17 protein-coding genes are annotated in these 17,012 nt (G+C 29.3%); 13 read left to right on the forward strand and 4 right to left on the reverse strand.

Features of this window, described 5'->3' with window-relative positions:
- The first annotated feature begins 104 nt into the window (after nucleotides 1–104).
- The 4 genes from KEC93_RS05565 (at nucleotide 105) to KEC93_RS05580 (ending at nucleotide 3,859) form a co-directional block, all read left to right on the forward strand.
- Nucleotides 105–524, forward strand: a complete 420-nt coding sequence (locus tag KEC93_RS05565; RefSeq protein WP_011968380.1) for a YaaR family protein — start codon at nucleotides 105–107, stop codon at nucleotides 522–524.
- A gap of 941 nt (nucleotides 525–1,465) precedes the next feature.
- The gene (locus tag KEC93_RS05570) at nucleotides 1,466–2,464 is read left to right on the forward strand and encodes an ABC transporter substrate-binding protein (protein WP_077868065.1); all 999 of its coding nucleotides are present in this window, start codon (nucleotides 1,466–1,468) and stop codon (nucleotides 2,462–2,464) included.
- Nucleotides 2,439–3,194 (forward strand): ABC transporter permease, encoded by a 756-nt coding sequence (locus KEC93_RS05575; RefSeq protein WP_077868064.1) that lies wholly within the window; start codon nucleotides 2,439–2,441, stop codon nucleotides 3,192–3,194. Before KEC93_RS05570 ends, KEC93_RS05575 begins: the two co-directional genes overlap by 26 nt.
- A complete protein-coding gene (locus KEC93_RS05580) occupies nucleotides 3,191–3,859 on the forward strand; it encodes an ATP-binding cassette domain-containing protein (protein WP_077868063.1) in 669 nt (222 codons plus the stop codon). The genes KEC93_RS05575 and KEC93_RS05580 overlap by 4 nt, the downstream gene beginning before the upstream one ends.
- 37 nt (nucleotides 3,860–3,896) lie before the next feature.
- On the opposite strand, the gene KEC93_RS05585 is transcribed toward KEC93_RS05580, so the two are convergent.
- Nucleotides 3,897–4,148 carry a hypothetical protein gene (locus KEC93_RS05585; RefSeq protein ID WP_017212760.1) on the reverse strand — a complete coding sequence of 84 codons (252 nt, stop codon included), beginning with the start codon at nucleotides 4,146–4,148 and terminating at the stop codon, nucleotides 3,897–3,899.
- A gap of 97 nt (nucleotides 4,149–4,245) precedes the next feature.
- On the opposite strand from KEC93_RS05585, the gene KEC93_RS05590 reads away from it, so the two are divergent.
- The gene (locus KEC93_RS05590) at nucleotides 4,246–5,952 is read left to right on the forward strand and encodes an ABC transporter ATP-binding protein (protein ID WP_077868062.1); all 1,707 of its coding nucleotides are present in this window, start codon (nucleotides 4,246–4,248) and stop codon (nucleotides 5,950–5,952) included.
- 51 nt (nucleotides 5,953–6,003) lie between these two features.
- Here the strand turns inward: KEC93_RS05590 and KEC93_RS05595 are convergent, their stop codons facing one another.
- The 3 genes from KEC93_RS05595 to KEC93_RS05605 all read right to left on the reverse strand — a co-directional run bounded on the left by KEC93_RS05595 (nucleotide 6,004) and on the right by KEC93_RS05605 (nucleotide 10,057).
- Nucleotides 6,004–6,435 (reverse strand): hypothetical protein, encoded by a 432-nt coding sequence (locus KEC93_RS05595; protein ID WP_077868061.1) that lies wholly within the window; start codon nucleotides 6,433–6,435, stop codon nucleotides 6,004–6,006.
- Nucleotides 6,436–6,647: 212 nt separating this feature from the next.
- Complete coding sequence (locus KEC93_RS05600; protein ID WP_011968386.1) at nucleotides 6,648–7,676, reverse strand: branched-chain amino acid aminotransferase; 1,029 nt, start codon at nucleotides 7,674–7,676, stop codon at nucleotides 6,648–6,650.
- A gap of 482 nt (nucleotides 7,677–8,158) precedes the next feature.
- Nucleotides 8,159–10,057, reverse strand: a complete 1,899-nt coding sequence (locus KEC93_RS05605; RefSeq protein WP_077868060.1) for an NAD(+) synthase — start codon at nucleotides 10,055–10,057, stop codon at nucleotides 8,159–8,161.
- Nucleotides 10,058–10,374: 317 nt separating this feature from the next.
- Here KEC93_RS05605 and KEC93_RS05610 point away from each other — a divergent pair, with 317 nt between their 5' ends.
- The 8 genes from KEC93_RS05610 (at nucleotide 10,375) to KEC93_RS05645 (ending at nucleotide 16,757) form a co-directional block, all read left to right on the forward strand.
- On the forward strand, nucleotides 10,375–10,806 hold the full coding sequence (locus KEC93_RS05610; RefSeq protein WP_017210877.1) for an NfeD family protein: 432 nt from the start codon (nucleotides 10,375–10,377) through the stop codon (nucleotides 10,804–10,806).
- Nucleotides 10,807–10,809: 3 nt separating this feature from the next.
- On the forward strand, nucleotides 10,810–11,757 hold the full coding sequence (locus KEC93_RS05615) for an SPFH domain-containing protein (RefSeq protein ID WP_077830735.1): 948 nt from the start codon (nucleotides 10,810–10,812) through the stop codon (nucleotides 11,755–11,757).
- Between the two features lie 364 nt (nucleotides 11,758–12,121).
- Entirely contained in the window at nucleotides 12,122–12,940 is an 819-nt protein-coding gene (locus tag KEC93_RS05620) for an EcsC family protein (RefSeq protein WP_023973464.1), read from the forward strand.
- A gap of 192 nt (nucleotides 12,941–13,132) precedes the next feature.
- Complete coding sequence (locus KEC93_RS05625; RefSeq protein ID WP_017210874.1) at nucleotides 13,133–13,648, forward strand: methyl-accepting chemotaxis protein; 516 nt, start codon at nucleotides 13,133–13,135, stop codon at nucleotides 13,646–13,648.
- Nucleotides 13,649–13,797: 149 nt separating this feature from the next.
- On the forward strand, nucleotides 13,798–14,631 hold the full coding sequence (locus KEC93_RS05630; protein ID WP_077868059.1) for an amino acid ABC transporter substrate-binding protein: 834 nt from the start codon (nucleotides 13,798–13,800) through the stop codon (nucleotides 14,629–14,631).
- A 348-nt stretch (nucleotides 14,632–14,979) separates the two neighbouring features.
- A complete protein-coding gene (locus KEC93_RS05635; protein WP_023973462.1) occupies nucleotides 14,980–15,621 on the forward strand; it encodes an amino acid ABC transporter permease in 642 nt (213 codons plus the stop codon).
- Nucleotides 15,622–15,636: 15 nt separating this feature from the next.
- Nucleotides 15,637–16,323 carry an amino acid ABC transporter ATP-binding protein gene (locus tag KEC93_RS05640; RefSeq protein ID WP_023973461.1) on the forward strand — a complete coding sequence of 229 codons (687 nt, stop codon included), beginning with the start codon at nucleotides 15,637–15,639 and terminating at the stop codon, nucleotides 16,321–16,323.
- Nucleotides 16,324–16,589: 266 nt separating this feature from the next.
- On the forward strand, nucleotides 16,590–16,757 hold the full coding sequence (locus KEC93_RS05645) for a zinc-ribbon domain-containing protein (RefSeq protein WP_011968395.1): 168 nt from the start codon (nucleotides 16,590–16,592) through the stop codon (nucleotides 16,755–16,757).
- The last annotated feature ends 255 nt before the right edge of the window (nucleotides 16,758–17,012 follow it).

Consider the following 17,012-nt stretch of genomic DNA (forward strand, 5'->3'; position numbering starts at 1 on the left):
ATTGTGAATTGCAACATATATACAATAGAGCGTAATTAGCTATTTTTAGAGTTTTAAACTTTTAGATAAACTTTATTTTTGAGTTAGGAAAGGATTGAATATACATGGAGATTGGTAGAGTGCGAAGAGGGACTGTAACTTCTGAGAGAAAAATTATTTCTGAAAAAAAAGATTTTTCCCAAAGTTTTAGTCAGGAAAGACATAAAAAATCAGAAGAACAACTCAAAAAAATGATAGATGACATAAAAAAAAGGGGTAACAGACTCGTAACTACTAAGACTTATGTTGATGTAGTTATGTACAAGAAGATGATAAAAGAATATCTAGAATCAATACTAAAGTTCATGTATGAGACTAAAAAAGATATTAGCTTTTGGCAGACTCAGTATTTCGTAACGGTTGATACTGTTGATGGAAAACTTGAAGAATTAACAAAAGCACTCCTTTCTGATGAAAAAGATAATATAAATATAGCGTCAACAATTGATGAAATTCAAGGGATGATTGTTGATATATATAGATAATAAATGATATATGTGTTGCAATAACATATTCACATTTACAAAGCTATTAAGTTAATCGTTCAATCAAGATGGGAATGTGGAAATCTAATCTCAGTAAGTACATAAATGTATATTTTTTATAAATAGAAATATATTAGAACATGTTTAATAATTATTCTACATGTTCTTTTGTCGTTTTTAATCTTTATTGAAATTATATATGGATACCCTGATTAAGACCTGAACGTATGCATATGTCTCGCCGAAATAAGGATTATGCTATTGTTCCAGTTTCTAAGGGAATTATGATGGATGATTCTAAGATCACAAGTTGCACCCAAGATGCTAGCCTCAAAGGCGAGCTTTGAACTAGCATACTTGGAACAACTTTTAATCTAAGAATCAAAACAATCAAATTCCTAATGAAACATTTCATATTATGACCCTTGTGGTTACAAAAGCATAATTCTTATTTCTAGTTGAGATATATTTCATAGTATCAATCTAACTTATAATCGGGGCATCTATATAGATATCCAATCAAAAATTGGAGTTATTAGATGAACATATTTACAAGGTCGCTAGAACTTTAAGTTCATATATTCACCAGAAATCATAAATATATTTGTGGAGAAAACATTTGAAAATGAGCTGCTAAGATTCTTAGTTGTAGATTGTTCCACTTTAGCTTGTCACACTGAAAGTGGGAGCATGCTAAAGTGGTGAAATCTGCGGCTTAGAACCTTCAGTGATATTTTCACAGCTTTTCGGAACAAAATATTTATGATTTCGGTAAGTTACCACATAAATATAGTTTTAAAGTTGGATATACATACAGATTTGGTATTTCAATTTTAATATGTTATTATAATTAATAGTGAATATCAATTAATTAATATTACTATTAAGTATTTTGATTTAATTCTTAATTTAGATATTAATATTTTTTAGGGGGAATTAGAATGAAAAAAAAGGTATCATTATTTTTAATCATGATATTGTGTGTGTTTACATTTGCAGGTTGTGGCAGTAGCTCAAATCAAGGCAAATCTGAAGATAATAAGAAATCAACAAAAGATATTAGCTTTGTAACACCAGATGGTCTTACAGCTATAGCAGTAGCTAAACTTATAAAAGAAAAACCGGAAATTAAATCTGGATACAATGTTAATTATACTATTGAGCAAAACTCTGACAGCTTAGTTACAAGCGTTATGAAGAGTGAACCAGATATTGCAATTGTTCCTTCAAACGTGGCGGCAACTGTGTTTAATAAGAACAAGGAATATAAAATAGCAGGAACAGTTGGATTTGGATCGTTTTATATAGGCACAACTAATCAAAATCAAAGTGTTGAAGATTTAAAAGGAAAAGAAGTTTACAATATTGGGAAGGGATTAACGCCTGATATAATTGCAAGAACAATACTTAAAGAAAAAGGTATTGATGTAGATAAAGAAATTAACTTTAGCTATGTGAATACAGTAAATGAGCTTGCACCAATAATTTTATCTGGAAAGTCAGAATATGCAGTAATTCCAGAACCGGCTTTATCAACAGTTCAGAGTAAAAATGATAAGTTTAATGTAATGCTAAATTTAAATGAAGAATGGAAAAAATTAAACGACTCTCAATATGGATATCCTCAATCAACAATTATAGTTAAGAAGGGATTGTTAGAAAATGATAAGGAATTTGTTTCAGAACTTTTGAAGCAAGTTAAAGATTCAGAAGAGTGGATATATAATAATAAAGAAACTGTTGGAGATTATTGCGAAGAAATAGGAGTTTCGGCAAAGAAGCCAATAGTAGTAAAAGCTATTGATAGGTCAAATATAAAATACGTAGGAATAAAGGATTGTTATAAAGAATATGAAACTTATTTTAAAAAATTAAATGAATTTGATCCAAAAACAATAGGAGGAAGTATACCAAATGATGAAATATTCATGGAAAAGTAGATTATATACTTTACTATCATGTATATTTTTCATAGGGATATGGCAGCTAATTGCAGTAATAATAAATAATGACATATATATTCCAAGATTAGAACAAGTATTAGAAGCTATTAAGAATATTTTTGGTGATAAAAATTCGTTAAAGATAATTTTTAGCAGTTTTTACAGGACTACGACTAGTTATGTATTAGCTTTGATTTTTTCAATGATTTTAGGGGTGCTCGCAACAGTGTATCCCTTTTTCAAGTATTTAATGGAGCCTGTAAATTCATTTAGCAAGACAATTCCAACTATGGTGTTAGTAGTTCTTTCATTGGTGTGGTTTGATAAGGATAGTACACCATTTGTTGCAGGATTTGCTATCATTTTTCCAATCCTTTATGAAGGTATACGAAATAACCTTTTGCAAATAGATAAAAAAATAATCGATATGACGAAGATATATGAAGTGAGCCTAAAAAACAATGTCAAAAAGATCTATATTCCAACTATGAAATTTTATTTTATGAGCATCTTTGTATCGACATTTTCATTGACTTTTAAAGTTGTAATTGCAGGAGAAGTATACGGGCAGCCAAAGTTTGGGATAGGATCACAGATACAGGTAGAAAAAGTTAATTTTAATACTCCAGGGATTTTTGCATGGATTGTAATTATTGTCATTATATCTCTAGTTTTAGAGTTTTTAAATAAGTTGTTAAGGAAAAGAACATATAGGTGGTCCAAATGAATATAAGTATTAAAAATCTAAATAAGTCATATGGAACTGAGAAAATTTTTGAGAATTTCAACATAGATTTTTACGACGATAAGATAAATTGTATAATAGGAAAATCTGGGTGTGGAAAGAGTACTCTATTAGACATTATAGCAGGTCTAATAGATGTTCAAAGTGGAGAGATAAGTGGCGTTTCATTAAGTGACATAAGCTATATATTTCAAGAAGATAGGTTAATTGAGTGGCTTACTGTTAAAGAAAACTTGGAAATTGCATTCAAAAGGTATTTCAAGGATTCTACTTTAGAGAATAGAATTGATGAAGTATTAAATTTAGTTGGAATTTACGATACAAAAAACAAATATCCAAATGCACTTAGCGGAGGAATGAGACAAAGAGTTAATATAGCAAGAGCATTTGGAAAGCCATCAAAGGTCATTTTAATGGATGAGCCTTTTAAATCTTTAGATTATAAGTTGAAATATGCCATAATTGATGAATTTAAAAATTTATTAGACAAAGAAAAAAGAATGGTTATATTGGTTACTCATGATCTAGATGAAGCTATATATTTCCGAGGGAATATAATAGTATTTAACAATAGACCAGTTAAAATAGCAGGAACATTCATTGAGAATTTAGATAAATGTAAGGAAGAAATTTTAAATATAATATAAAAGTTATATAGTAGGAATGCACTACTAGTACACATTTTTAATTATATATACAAATTTTGCTTCCAACTAAAACGAATAAGAAACTTGCTATTACAAAACTGGAAATACCCAAAAATTTTTTATTTGCATTTAATAAATTAATGCCAAGCAATGTATCACAAAGGCCTAAGCAAATAAAGATTAATGGAAAAAAATAATCTGGATCAGATTTACTTGCTATGATATTTAGTGAGAATAAAGGCAATAGAATTGCTAAGCAGAAGCTTACAAAATAAAATAGCTTTTTCATAAAAGTTATTCACCACCTTACAATTGGGAAATTATGTATTATATTAAAGTATATACAAGCTATATGAATTTTATTCATTATAGGAAGGAGATTTTAAATGATAAAAAAATTTATTTCATTTTATAAACCATATAAATTACTATTTATTTTAGATTTAGTAGTAGCGCTTATCGCATCTTTATGCGATTTAGTATATCCAGTTATGACAAGGGATCTAGTAAATGAATCGATTCCTAATAAAGATTTAAGGACAATTATTGTATTTGCCATAGCATTACTTATAATTTTTGGAATCAAGGCTGCATGTGGATATTTCATGCAGTATTGGGGACATGTTGTAGGTGTTAGAATGCAGGGTGATATGAGAAGACATATATTTAAGCACCTTCAAAAATTACCTAATAGCTTCTTTGATAATAATAAAACAGGAGATATAATGTCTAGAATTATTAATGACTTAATGGATATTTCAGAGCTTGCTCATCATGGGCCAGAAGATTTATTTATATCAATAGTTATGCTTATAGGTTCATTTATAATATTGTGTACAATAAATATACCTCTTACGGTTTTAATATTTGCATTCATACCATTTATAGTATGGTTTACTTTATATGAGAGAAAGAAGATGAATAAAGCTTTTCTTGAAACTAAAGTAGAAACAGGAGCAGTCAATGCAAATCTTGAAAATAGTATTTCAGGAATAAAAATATCAAAAGCATTTGTAAGTCACGAAGCCGAAGAAGAAAAATTTGAAAAAGGGAACAAAAAGTTCATTAATGCAAGAGAAAGAGCATACAAAGTAATGGCAGAATATTCTTCTGGTGCAGGATTTGGAATGGACGTGCTAAGTTACGTAGGTTTAATAGGGGGAGGAATATTTACACTTATTGGACTTATAAACATTGGAGATTTTATGGCATATATGCTGTTTATAAAAATCTTTATGACCCCAATAAAGAAACTTATTGATTTTATGGAGCAATTTCAAAATGGAATTACTGGTTTCCAAAGATATATAGAAATAATGAGTCAAGATAAAGAAAAAGATAAAGTAAATGCGACTGAACTTGAAAATGTTCAAGGGGAAATAGAATTTAAAGATGTTAATTTTAGCTATGAAGGAAAAGAAGTTTTGAAAAATATTTCTATTAAAATAAATAAAGGAAAGATGTTGGCATTAGTAGGAGCTTCTGGTGGAGGTAAAACAACATTTTGTAATCTTATCCCAAGATTTTATGAAGTGGATAGTGGAGATATTTTAATAGATAATAAGAGCATTTATGATGTTAAATTAGATTCTCTTAGAGAGAATATTGGAATAGTTCAGCAAGAAGTTTTCTTATTTACAGGAACTATAAGAGATAATATACTGTTTGGAAAGACAGATGCAACTGAAGAAGAATTACTAAGAGCCGCTAAGATGGCTAATATTCATGAATTTATAAATACATTACCAGAAGGGTATGATACTTACATTGGTGAAAGAGGTGTTAAATTATCTGGTGGGCAAAAGCAGCGTATTTCCATTGCAAGAGTTTTTCTTAAGAATCCTCCAATATTAATTTTGGATGAAGCAACATCGGCACTAGATAATGCAACAGAACGCATAATTCAAGAATCTTTAGAAAAGTTATGCGCTGGAAGGACAACCATAGTAGTTGCACATAGATTGTCTACCATTAAGAATGCAGATGAAATTATTGTACTTGGAAAAACAGGTATAATAGAAGCAGGAACTCATGAAGAATTAATGGAGAAACAAGGAGAGTACAGTAATTTACATAGACTAGCAGCAGTGTAAACTTTAGATAAAAGAAGGTTGCCAAAAACCATATGTTTTGGCAACCTCTTATTAGTTATTAGATTCATTTTTTAATGAATTTAGTAATTGTACTTTTTTATATAGAGTAGATACATCCACATCAACATCCATAGCTTGAGCAAGTTTGTTATGCAATTCAGTTTGAGTAGCATTCTTCTCAGAAGTCTCAGAATCTTTTATTTTATTGTTGAACTTTGCCTGAACTAATCTGGAGTTTTCTTCACTTTTTAATCTTGCCATATTTTCCAATTCATTTGAAAAAGTCGTTGAATTGTCATTTGATGATGATTGTGAAGCTGATGAATGCAAAGTATTGTCAAAAGATTTAGCATTATTTTGTTTTTTATTGGAAGGATTTCGAGGGTTAATATAAGGTCTCTTTATTATTTTATTATCTATAGCAGCACCAGATACACTAGCCACAATATATTCACTTCTAGAAATTATTCTGTTATCACTCATATAATATCCCCTCCCTAAAATTATAAATTCAGCTTCAATATTAGTATCAATATATTACTTATATATTCGTATATCTACTAGAAAAGTTTACTAAATATTCTATAATATAATGTATATTTATTTGATTAATATATATACATAAGAGTATAAAAAAATAGTATGAACTTATTTTTTGCTAAGTTCATACTATTTTTAAATTCATTTTATAAATATTATTCTACTTCGTATATCCAGCCTTCTGGAGCTTCAACATCACCAAGTTGAATTCCTAAAAGTAAGTCATATAATTTTTGAGTTATAGGACCAACTTCAGTTTCGCTAAAGAATACATGTAATTTATCGTTATGTTGAATTCCACCAATAGGAGTTATTACTGCAGCAGTACCGCAAGCACCGGCCTCTTTAAATTGATCTATTTCATCAATAAATACTTCTCTTTCATAAACAGGCATCTTTAAATAATGTTCAGCAATGTAAAGAAGAGATCTCTTTGTTATACTTGGCAAAATAGATGGTGATTTAGGAGTAACGAATTCATCATTTTTAGTTATTCCAAAGAAGTTTGCAGCACCTATTTCTTCTATCTTTGTATGAGTAGCTGGATCTAGGTAAATACAATCAGCAAATCCTTTTTTTACAGCTTCAGCATGAGCTTGTAATGAAGCAGCATAGTTACCACCAACTTTATTTCCGCCAGTACCATGAGGAGCAGCTCTATCAAAGTCATCTAAAACTATATAATTGCAAGGAGATACACCATCTTTAAAATAAGGTCCTACTGGTATACAAAATACACCGAAGATATATTCTGGAGCAGGTTTAACACCAATGTTGTTACCAACTCCCATTAAATATGGTCTAATATATAGAGTTGCACCACTTCCATAAGGTGGTACATATTTTTCATTTGCCTTTACAACTTGTTTAACTGCATCGATAAATTTTTCTTTTGGAATATGTGGCATAAGAAGTTTGTCACAGCTTTCATTCATACGATCTGCATTTAAGTCAGGTCTAAATAATTGAATTTTACCTTCTTTTGTTGTATATGCCTTAAGCCCTTCAAAACAACTTTGGCCATAGTGAATAACCGTAGAAGCTTCACTTATACTAAGCATATTGTCTTCAACAAGTTTTCCTTCATCCCATTTTCCATCTTTCCAAACTGAAATATAACGAAGATCTGTTTTTATGTAATCAAATCCTAATTTACCCCAGTCTATATCAGCTTTTTTCCCCATTTTTATATTCCTCCAAATCTATAAGGCTTATTGCCATTGTTTATTATTGTTATTTAATAACATCTATTTTAGCACTACTTAAAAAAAATTTCCACACATTTGAAAAAAAGTACGCACCTATAAAAAGAGCACGAAGTGCAATTAAGATCTTTTCACCTATAAAAAGAGCACGAAGTGCAATTAAGATCATTTCACAGTTAAAAAGAGTGCGAAGCACAATTAAGAACTTATTAAACGCAACTAGATAGAGAATTTTTGCGTTTAATAATTTTTGGGAGAATATCTCAACTGGAAATCATATATATCTTTGTGTAGAAAACATTTGAAAATAAGCTGTTAAAGGCTCTTAGCTGTAAGTTGTTCAAATTTAGCTTGTCACGCTGAAAGCGGGAGCATGCTGAATTGGGCGCAACTTGCAACTTAGAGCCTTCAGCGATATTTTCATAGTTTTTCGGAACAAAAATATTTATGATTTCGGTTAGCTATTCCCAAGGCTTAGCATCTGATGGCATACGCCAGTCACCTCTAGGACTTAAAGAAATACTTCCGACTTTAGGTCCATCAGGAAGAGCACTTCTTTTAAATTGTTGAGTAAAGAATCTAAAAATAAATTTATCAAGCCATTTTTGTATTTCCTCATCAGAGTAATTATCTTTAAAGGCAGCCTTAGCTAAAAAGAATATTCTCTCTTTAGTTGAGCCATGTTTAATAAAGTGATATAAGAAGAAATCATGAAGCTCATAAGGACCTACAATATCTTCCGTTTTTTGAGCGATTTCACCGTTAGCATCCTTAGGTAATAATTCAGGGCTTACAGGTGTATCTAGTATATCCATAAGAATATCGCGTACAACTTCAGTAGATTCATGTTGAGCTACATATTGAACTAAATATCTTACAAGAGTTTTTGGAATAGACGGATTTACAGAATACATTGACATATGATCTCCGTTATATGTACACCAGCCAAGAGCAAGCTCTGATAAATCACCAGTACCTATTAAGAGTCCTCTTTCTTTATTAGCAATATCCATTAAAATTTGGGTTCTTTCTCTTGCTTGAACATTTTCGTAAGTTACATCATGAATGTCTTTATCATGACCAATATCTTCAAAATGTTGAAGAGATGCTTTAACTATATTTATTTCTCTAAGATCTGTACCTAATTCCTTACATAAATTAATAGCGTTATTGTAAGTTCTATCAGTAGTACCGAAGCCAGGCATAGTAATAGTTACTATATTTTTTTTATCAATACCAAGTAATTCAAAAGTCTTTACTATTACAAGTAATGCTAGTGTGGAATCCAAACCTCCAGAAATTCCAACTACTGCTTTTTTAGAGCCTGTATGTTCTAATCTCTTTGCTAAGCCAGCAGCTTGAATATTAAATATTTCTTTGCAGCGAACTTCTCTTTCTTTTTCGTAAGAAGGCACAAATGGATGTTTATCCACAAATCTATCAAATGTGCTTATTGAAGCATCACTAAATTCAAATTTAATCATGTTAGGATTCTTATTGATAAATTTAGATGAATCTCTAAAGCTCAAGTTTTTCATTCTTTCAGACTTTAATTTGAATACATCAACTATAGAATATATTACTTCGTTTTCTCTTTGAAATCTGTCATTTTCTTTTAATAATGAACCATTTTCACTTATTAATAAATGCCCGCTAAATAATACATCTGTAGTGGATTCATGAACACCAGCAGAAGAATATATATAGCTGCAGATTGACCTAGCACTTTGATTTGATATCAGGCTTTTTCTATAATCCATCTTACTAACAAGCTCATTTGATGCAGAAAGGTTTCCGATTATATGAGCGCCCATAAGAGAAAGATAAGAGCTTGGTGGAATTGTTACCCATAAGTCTTCACAAATTTCAACTCCAAAGTTTGCGATACTTGATGAAAAAATTAAGTTTACTCCAAAAGGAACATCTTTTTGGAATGGTAAATCCACTCTTTCATCCTCAACTGAAAGACCTTCAGTAAACCATCTTTTTTCATAGAATTCACTGTAATTTGGAAGATATGACTTAGGAACTATTCCTAAAATACTTCCTTTAAATAATAGAAAAGCACAATTGTATAAAGTACTTCCACAGATAAGTGGTGCACCTACAGCAATTAAAGCATCATGGTCTTTAGTAGATTCTAATATTTCAAAAATTCCATCTAAAGCTTTGCTTAGTAAGTATTCTTGTAAAAACAGATCTCCACAAGTATAAGCTGTTAAGCAAAGTTCTGGAAAAACTATGAATTTACTTTCATTTTTTACTGCATCATTTATGCATTGTAAAATATTTTTAACATTATAATCAACATCTGCAACTCTAGTTTTAGGGCAAGCAGCTGCGACTTTTATAAAATCCATTTAATCACTCCTTGCAATTATAAAGTTTAAGTTTTTTTATTGGTTTATAAGATATAGTTCTAATATAATTAAATACGTTTTAAGTATATTTTGCTTAGTAAACATAAACATATCCTAATAATTATATACTAACATGTTTGTGAAATCAAAAAAAGATAAAAGGTATAAAATAACTCTTTTTAAGTTAATAAATATCTTGAAATATTCATAAATGTACTGTATAATATAAAATAAGATTACAAATTCCAGTATGTATGTAAAAATTGGACAGTAAATCTTAGAACTAATATTATGATATTTTTAAGGAGGGAAGTTGTATGGGGGCGGCAGTTTTTTGGTTAGTTATAGCTATATGCGTATTTGCAATAGATATTTTAACTAGTAATTTTTGTTTTACACTATTCGCAGTAGGTGCTGTCGTAGCTGCAGTGTGTGGAGTAATGGAAGTACCATTTATAATTCAAATAATAGTATTTTCTGTACTGAATATAATATCATTTGCAGTTGGATACCCGCTACTCAAGAAAAAATTTAAAGCAGCAAACGAAAGAATACCACTTATGGAAGAAACATATGTAGGAAAAATTATGATAAGCGAAAAAGAGATTAGAGATAAAGCCCAAGTTAAAGTTGGTGGAGAATATTGGACTGTAATAAATGAAGGCGATATTATTCACAAAGGGGACAAGTTTACTATCAAAGGAATAGAAGGTATAAAATTAAAAATTGAAAAGGTTCAGGAGGACTAGATTATGAGTGTTATTATAATTTTAGGGGTTATTTTACTATTAATATTAATAGTAGTTATCTCATCAATTAAGGTTGTAAATACAGGGCATTTATATGTTGTAGAAAGATTTGGACAATTCCATAGAGTATTGGAACCAGGATTACATTTTATTGTGCCATTTGTAGATTTTGTTAGAAGAAAGATTTCTACAAAACAACAAATTTTAGATGTGGAGCCACAATCGGTTATAACTAAAGATAATGTTAAAATATTAGTAGACAATGTTATATTTTATAAGGTATTGAATGCAAGAGATGCAGTTTATAATATTGAAAGTTTTCAATCAGGTATTGTATACTCAGCTACAACTAATATGAGAAATATCTTAGGTAATATGTCATTAGATGAAATTTTATCAGGAAGAGATAGTATAAATCAAGATCTTTTAAGCATTATTGATGAAGTTACTGATGCTTATGGAATAAAGATACTTTCAGTTGAAATTAAAAATATAGTTCCACCAGCTGAAATCCAACAAGCAATGGAAAAGCAAATGAAAGCTGAAAGAGATAAGAGAGCTATGATTCTTCAAGCAGAAGGTTTGAGACAATCTCAAATAGAAAAAGCAGAAGGAGAAAAACAAGCTAAGATCTTATCAGCAGAAGCAGAAAAGCAAGCAAATATAAGAAGAGCAGAAGGTTTAAAAGAATCTCAGCTACTAGAAGCAGAAGGTAAAGCAAAGGCTATAGAACAAATAGCGATTGCAGAATCTCAAGCTATAAGAAAAGTAAATCAAGCTATTATTGAGTCTGGAACAAATGAAACTGTTATAGCATTAAAGCAAGTTGAAGCACTTAAAGAAATGGCTAACAGTCCAGCAAACAAGCTTATATTACCAAATGAGACTTTATCATCTCTTGGGAGTATAGCTGCAATTGGAGAAATGCTAAAAGGATCAGGAAAGAAATAATAAATTAAATACACCTAAAAGAGAGCAAGATAATTGCTCTCTTTTAAGTAGTGAACCAAAATCTATGATTTTGTGTGAATCAGTTAAGCAGACATCTCGAATCTATGATTTGATGATGGTCGCTTACTCTGTGAGTACTCAGTGAACGAAAGTGAGTCAAGTTTCATCTAAGTAGAGAAACAATGTAGAGCGTGCAAATTTTAATTTATTTGCTTGAACTTTTACATATTTAATATATATTATTTTAGGTAAATCAATTAATTATGTTTGAAATACCGTTTTTGGTGCAATTATTATATTATATAAGTAGGTTAATTAAGTACAGTAATTTATTATTTATAGAAGGGATTCGGTATAGCTGCGCATGGATTATAGGGATAAAAGAAAAGAAAGAATATTAAATAGTCAAATGAAAAAGTTAATAAAAAGAGAAGACAAGTTCTTTTATAAAAAAGAAAATGAATATATAAAAAATAAGATATTACCTGTAAAAGAGCAATTAGAAGAAAAAATTCCGAAAAATATGATAGAAACTTTTGAGAAAGCATTTGAAAAGGGATTTTATTATGTTTTTGAAAAAGGTACTACAGTAATAGAGAAAAGTTACAACTCAGAGAAAATTAAAAATGAAGCAGATATAGATGAATATATTTTATCTAAGCAGATGAATAACAAAAATTTAAGCAGAATAGATAAAAGAGTGAAAAAAGGTGTGCTTATAAATAAAGGGATCACAGCAGCCGAAGGGACATTACTTGGTATATTAGGAATTGGAATACCGGATATACCCGTGTTTATTGGAGTAATATTAAAAACTGTGTATGAGATTTGTGTGAATTATGGATTTGATTATAAGTCTAAAAGTGAAAAGGCATTTATATTAAATATAATTTGTGCAAGTTCTATAAAAACAGATGAAAAAATTCTATACTCAAATGAAGCAGATAGAATTGCATATAGTATTGAAAATAATCATGATCTTAAGGTTGATATAAATGAATTAATTGAGTCAGCTTCAAAATGTTTATCTGAAAATATAGTTGTGGCAAAAGTTATCCAAGGAATACCGATAGTTGGAGTATATGGTGGAATATCAAATTATAGATTATTAGCTGATATAAGCGAAGTGGCAAGTATAAAATATAAAAAAAGATTATTATCTAAATTGAAAAATACTCTTTAGCTTAGATGAACTTGTTGCGTTTAAGTGTGCCTCAATTTCATTATTGAAAGATTAGCAAAAAAATATTAATATAGACTATATATGTTGCAATGCACAATTCACAATTACGGCTAAAATTCTTGTAACATTTTTAGAATTATGATGAAGGATTATTTGTGTAATATATATTATAAAACAAATTGAGGTGAAGAAATGAAAAAGAAAAATATAATGAGCTTTATACTTTTATTAATACTTTCTTTTTCTTTAATTGGTTGTAATCTTAAAGATGATTATATACTTCAAACAAAAGAAGATACAGATGAAAAGCCATCTGCAGATAAGGTTAATGAAGTTTTTGAATCAGATAAGATGAAGGAATTAATGGATAAATTAAAGTCTAACCCTAAGGAAATTTCTGATAAAGTTAATGAAGTAGATAGTGATACTACACGTGTAATGAAAGAATTAAATGATAAAGCAGATGAATTAACGGACGAGCTCAATAATGCTGATTTTGAAGGAAAAAGTGAAGATATTAAAAATAAATTTGATGATATATCTAATAAATTAGATGAAATTAAAGATAATGTTGATGATGCAAAAGATAGAGCAGATACATTTAAGGATCCAATTGATAAAAAGCAAGTAACAGATACAGTAGATGAATTTACATCACATATGAATAACCTTGAAAGAGCGATAGATAGAATAGCAACCACGAGATAAAATTTATAATTCTAAGTTTTTTACAGGTATGATAGGCGTAATACAGCATCTGTTATGCCTGTTATAATTTAGAATATAAAAAATACTTGATTCTTTTGCTTTAGTATGATAAAGTGATAAATAGAAAGTGATGTAGGGGGTTATTACATATGAAAATAAATAGTTTAATAAAAAAATTAACAGTAGTTGCTATCATAGCTACATTGGGAGTAAGCTTGGTTGCATGTGGCGGGAATGCCAATAAATCATCAGAATCAAAGGCAGCAAAAAGTGCATTAGATAAGGATGAATTAGTAATAGGTTTAGATGATACTTTTGTTCCAATGGGATTTAAGAATGAGAACGGGGAAATAGTTGGATTTGATGTTGATTTAGCAAATGCAGTAGGTAAAAAACTTAATAAAAAGGTGAAATTTCAATCAATTGATTGGAGTATGAAAGAAACTGAACTTAATAACGGTAATATAGATTTAATATGGAATGGATATTCAATTACTGATGAAAGAAAAGAAAAAGTTGAATTTTCAAAGCCATATTTAAGTAATACTCAAGTTATAGTAACATTAGCAGATTCTAATATTAAATCTAAAAATGATTTAGCAGGTAAAAAAGTTGGTGCTCAGAACGGATCAACAGCAGTAGATGCAGTTGAAGCAGCTAATGGAATCGAAAAAACTTTTGATGGTGGAAAACTTGTTACGTTTGAAGATAATAACGCTGCATTAATGGATTTAGAAGCAAAGAGATTAGATGCCATTGTTGTAGATGAGATTTTAGCAAGATATTATATGAAAGCAAGAGGAGAAGAAAAATATAAAATCTTAACTGATAATTTTGGAAGTGAAAAGTACGGTGTTGGAATTAAAAAAGGTGATACTAAATTTGTAGAAGCTTTTAACAAAGCTTTAGATGAAGTTATTTCTGATGGAACTGCAGCAGACATATCAAAGAAATGGTTCGAACAAGATATAATCCTTAAATAGTGTTAATTAGATAATTATAAACTTAATTTATTAGAATTTTATGAAGTTAATATTATAAATAAAATTTACTAAATTAACTAGTTAGAAATATAAATACTGATGGTGAATAATAAGGGATGAAATTATAAAAGAATTTCTTTTTGGAAATTTAAAAGTGATTTCATCCATCACTCTTAATTGTTCTTTATTAACATTTGATTGGAATGTGGCCTGGCCACTTTTTATTCTTTAGGAGATTATATTATTGGACAATCTATAGATAACTTTTAGAAGTATTAAAAACACACAGTCTGCGAAGCAGATTATTTTACGCATAAATAATTTGAAAATAAAGAGGAGGAAATAACTTTGAGTTATATTTTAGAGATAATGCCTCAAGTATTAGAGGGATTAAAAGTCACATTAGAAATTTTTGTACTTACATTAGTATTATCTATTCCATTAGGAGTAATAGTAGCTGTAATGAGGACATCTAAATCTCTAATACTTAAGCAAATAAGTGGAATATATATTCTTATAATGAGAGGTACTCCTCTGTTATTACAAATTATTGTGATTTTCTTTGGACTTCCTCTAGTAGGGGTCAGCTTTGATAGATTTCCAGCAGCAATTTTAGCATTTACTTTAAATTATGGAGCTTATTTTGGAGAAATATTTAGAGCAGGTATAGAATCTATAGATAATGGACAAGTTGAAGGGGCTAAAGTTTTAGGGTTAAGTTCGAGACAAACGTTTTTTAGAATAATACTTCCTCAAGCATTTAAAACAGTAATACCACCAGTTGCAAATGAAATAACAACTTTAGTGAAGGATACTTCACTAGTTTATGTAGTGGGTATGGATGAGTTACTAAAGATAGGTAAAACTGCTGCTAATAGAGATGTTTCGTTATTACCTCTTTTAATAGTTGGTGCTGTTTACTTAGTAGTAATAGCAATTTTCAGTCAAGTATTAAAGAAAATTGAAGATAAGTATGACTATTATAAATAGTGTGGAGGAGATTATATGCTTAAAGTAAGTAATTTGAAAAAGAGATTCGGAAATACAGAAGTTTTAAAAGGTGTTAATCTTCATATAAAAAAAGGTGAAATATTAGTTGTCGTTGGAAATTCAGGTGGCGGAAAGACAACTTTACTTAGATGTGTAAATGAATTGGAACATTGTGATGAAGGCGATATAGAAGTTAACGGAAAAGTTTTATGTAAAAATGGTAAGTATGTAGATAAAAATGCGTTAAAAGAAATAAGAAAAGATATAGGATTAGTATTTCAAAATTTTAACTTATTTCCGCATATGAGTGTTTTAGAAAATCTTATTGAAGCACCACAAAAGGTGTTAGGATGGTCAAAAGAAGAAGCAATAAAGAAAGCAGAAGAAACTTTAGGTTTCTTAGACTTGTTAGGAAAGAAAAATAACTATCCATTTGAATTATCTGGTGGTCAAAAACAGAGAGTTGCTATTGGAAGAGCATTAGTGCTTGAACCTAAAATAATGTGCTTTGATGAGCCAACTTCTGCACTAGATCCAGGACTAACTGGAGAAGTTGCAAATTTAATAAAGCGTTTAAGTGAAAAAGGCATGAGTATGATGATTATAACTCATGATATGGACTTTGCTAAAAAAGTGTCAGATAGAATAGTATCAATGGATGCTGGAAAATTGCAAGAGGGTCTAATGTTCGAAGAAGAGTAGCTATATTAGGATTGAGGTTGAATTAAACCTCAATTTTTTTAACAAATTATATATAAGTTAATAAAAGTTTTGATATATTATAAATTGAGAAGGTTTAAATTTAACAATTTAATTGTAAGAATTAGTGTTGAAATATGTGGCAAAGTGTGGTATTATAAGAATGTAAGATAATTCAAGATTTAATCAATACTGTACATTCGCCTCTGTTTCAGAGATTGGGTCTAGGTATCAGGTTATAATCTTTGGAAAAAGGGAGGATTTTTATAATGGAAGATAGAACTTTAGTATGTAAAGATTGTGGAAAGGAATTTGTTTTCACAACAGGAGAACAAGAATTCTACAAAGAAAAAGGATTTGACAACGATCCAGTTAGATGTCCTGATTGTAGAAGAGCTAGAAAGCAACAAAGAAACAACAGAAACTTCGACAGATAGTAAGTTGTTGAGCCATAAGAGAAATCTTATGGCTCTTTATTTTTTATATAGAAAAATAAATTTTTAGACGTAGGGAATTATAGTATTGATAGAAAACACTATAATTATCTGCGTCTTTTTTTCAACATAGATTATGTTGAAATTGATTCTTTATACTATAAAAATGTGCACTATTCTAAGAAAAAAGAAAAAATGCTTTATAATACATAAAAATATATATTAAACAAACAAAATACGAACTATATAAAAATAATA

Origin of the sequence: Clostridium beijerinckii (genome assembly GCF_018223745.1) — a bacterium.
Classification (GTDB): domain Bacteria; phylum Bacillota; class Clostridia; order Clostridiales; family Clostridiaceae; genus Clostridium; species Clostridium beijerinckii.

What these genes read in the sequence shown, in the direction of transcription:
- KEC93_RS05565 (WP_011968380.1), top strand. Translation starts at nt 105, where the DNA reads ATGGAGATTGGTAGAGTGCGAAGAGGGACTGTAACTTCTGAGAGAAAA.
- KEC93_RS05570 (WP_077868065.1), top strand. Translation starts at nt 1,466, where the DNA reads ATGAAAAAAAAGGTATCATTATTTTTAATCATGATATTGTGTGTGTTT.
- KEC93_RS05575 (WP_077868064.1), top strand. Translation starts at nt 2,439, where the DNA reads ATGATGAAATATTCATGGAAAAGTAGATTATATACTTTACTATCATGT.
- KEC93_RS05580 (WP_077868063.1), top strand. Translation starts at nt 3,191, where the DNA reads ATGAATATAAGTATTAAAAATCTAAATAAGTCATATGGAACTGAGAAA.
- KEC93_RS05585 (WP_017212760.1), bottom strand. Translation starts at nt 4,148, where the DNA reads ATGAAAAAGCTATTTTATTTTGTAAGCTTCTGCTTAGCAATTCTATTG.
- KEC93_RS05590 (WP_077868062.1), top strand. Translation starts at nt 4,246, where the DNA reads ATGATAAAAAAATTTATTTCATTTTATAAACCATATAAATTACTATTT.
- KEC93_RS05595 (WP_077868061.1), bottom strand. Translation starts at nt 6,435, where the DNA reads ATGAGTGATAACAGAATAATTTCTAGAAGTGAATATATTGTGGCTAGT.
- KEC93_RS05600 (WP_011968386.1), bottom strand. Translation starts at nt 7,676, where the DNA reads ATGGGGAAAAAAGCTGATATAGACTGGGGTAAATTAGGATTTGATTAC.
- KEC93_RS05605 (WP_077868060.1), bottom strand. Translation starts at nt 10,057, where the DNA reads ATGGATTTTATAAAAGTCGCAGCTGCTTGCCCTAAAACTAGAGTTGCA.
- KEC93_RS05610 (WP_017210877.1), top strand. Translation starts at nt 10,375, where the DNA reads ATGGGGGCGGCAGTTTTTTGGTTAGTTATAGCTATATGCGTATTTGCA.
- KEC93_RS05615 (WP_077830735.1), top strand. Translation starts at nt 10,810, where the DNA reads ATGAGTGTTATTATAATTTTAGGGGTTATTTTACTATTAATATTAATA.
- KEC93_RS05620 (WP_023973464.1), top strand. Translation starts at nt 12,122, where the DNA reads ATGGATTATAGGGATAAAAGAAAAGAAAGAATATTAAATAGTCAAATG.
- KEC93_RS05625 (WP_017210874.1), top strand. Translation starts at nt 13,133, where the DNA reads ATGAAAAAGAAAAATATAATGAGCTTTATACTTTTATTAATACTTTCT.
- KEC93_RS05630 (WP_077868059.1), top strand. Translation starts at nt 13,798, where the DNA reads ATGAAAATAAATAGTTTAATAAAAAAATTAACAGTAGTTGCTATCATA.
- KEC93_RS05640 (WP_023973461.1), top strand. Translation starts at nt 15,637, where the DNA reads ATGCTTAAAGTAAGTAATTTGAAAAAGAGATTCGGAAATACAGAAGTT.
- KEC93_RS05645 (WP_011968395.1), top strand. Translation starts at nt 16,590, where the DNA reads ATGGAAGATAGAACTTTAGTATGTAAAGATTGTGGAAAGGAATTTGTT.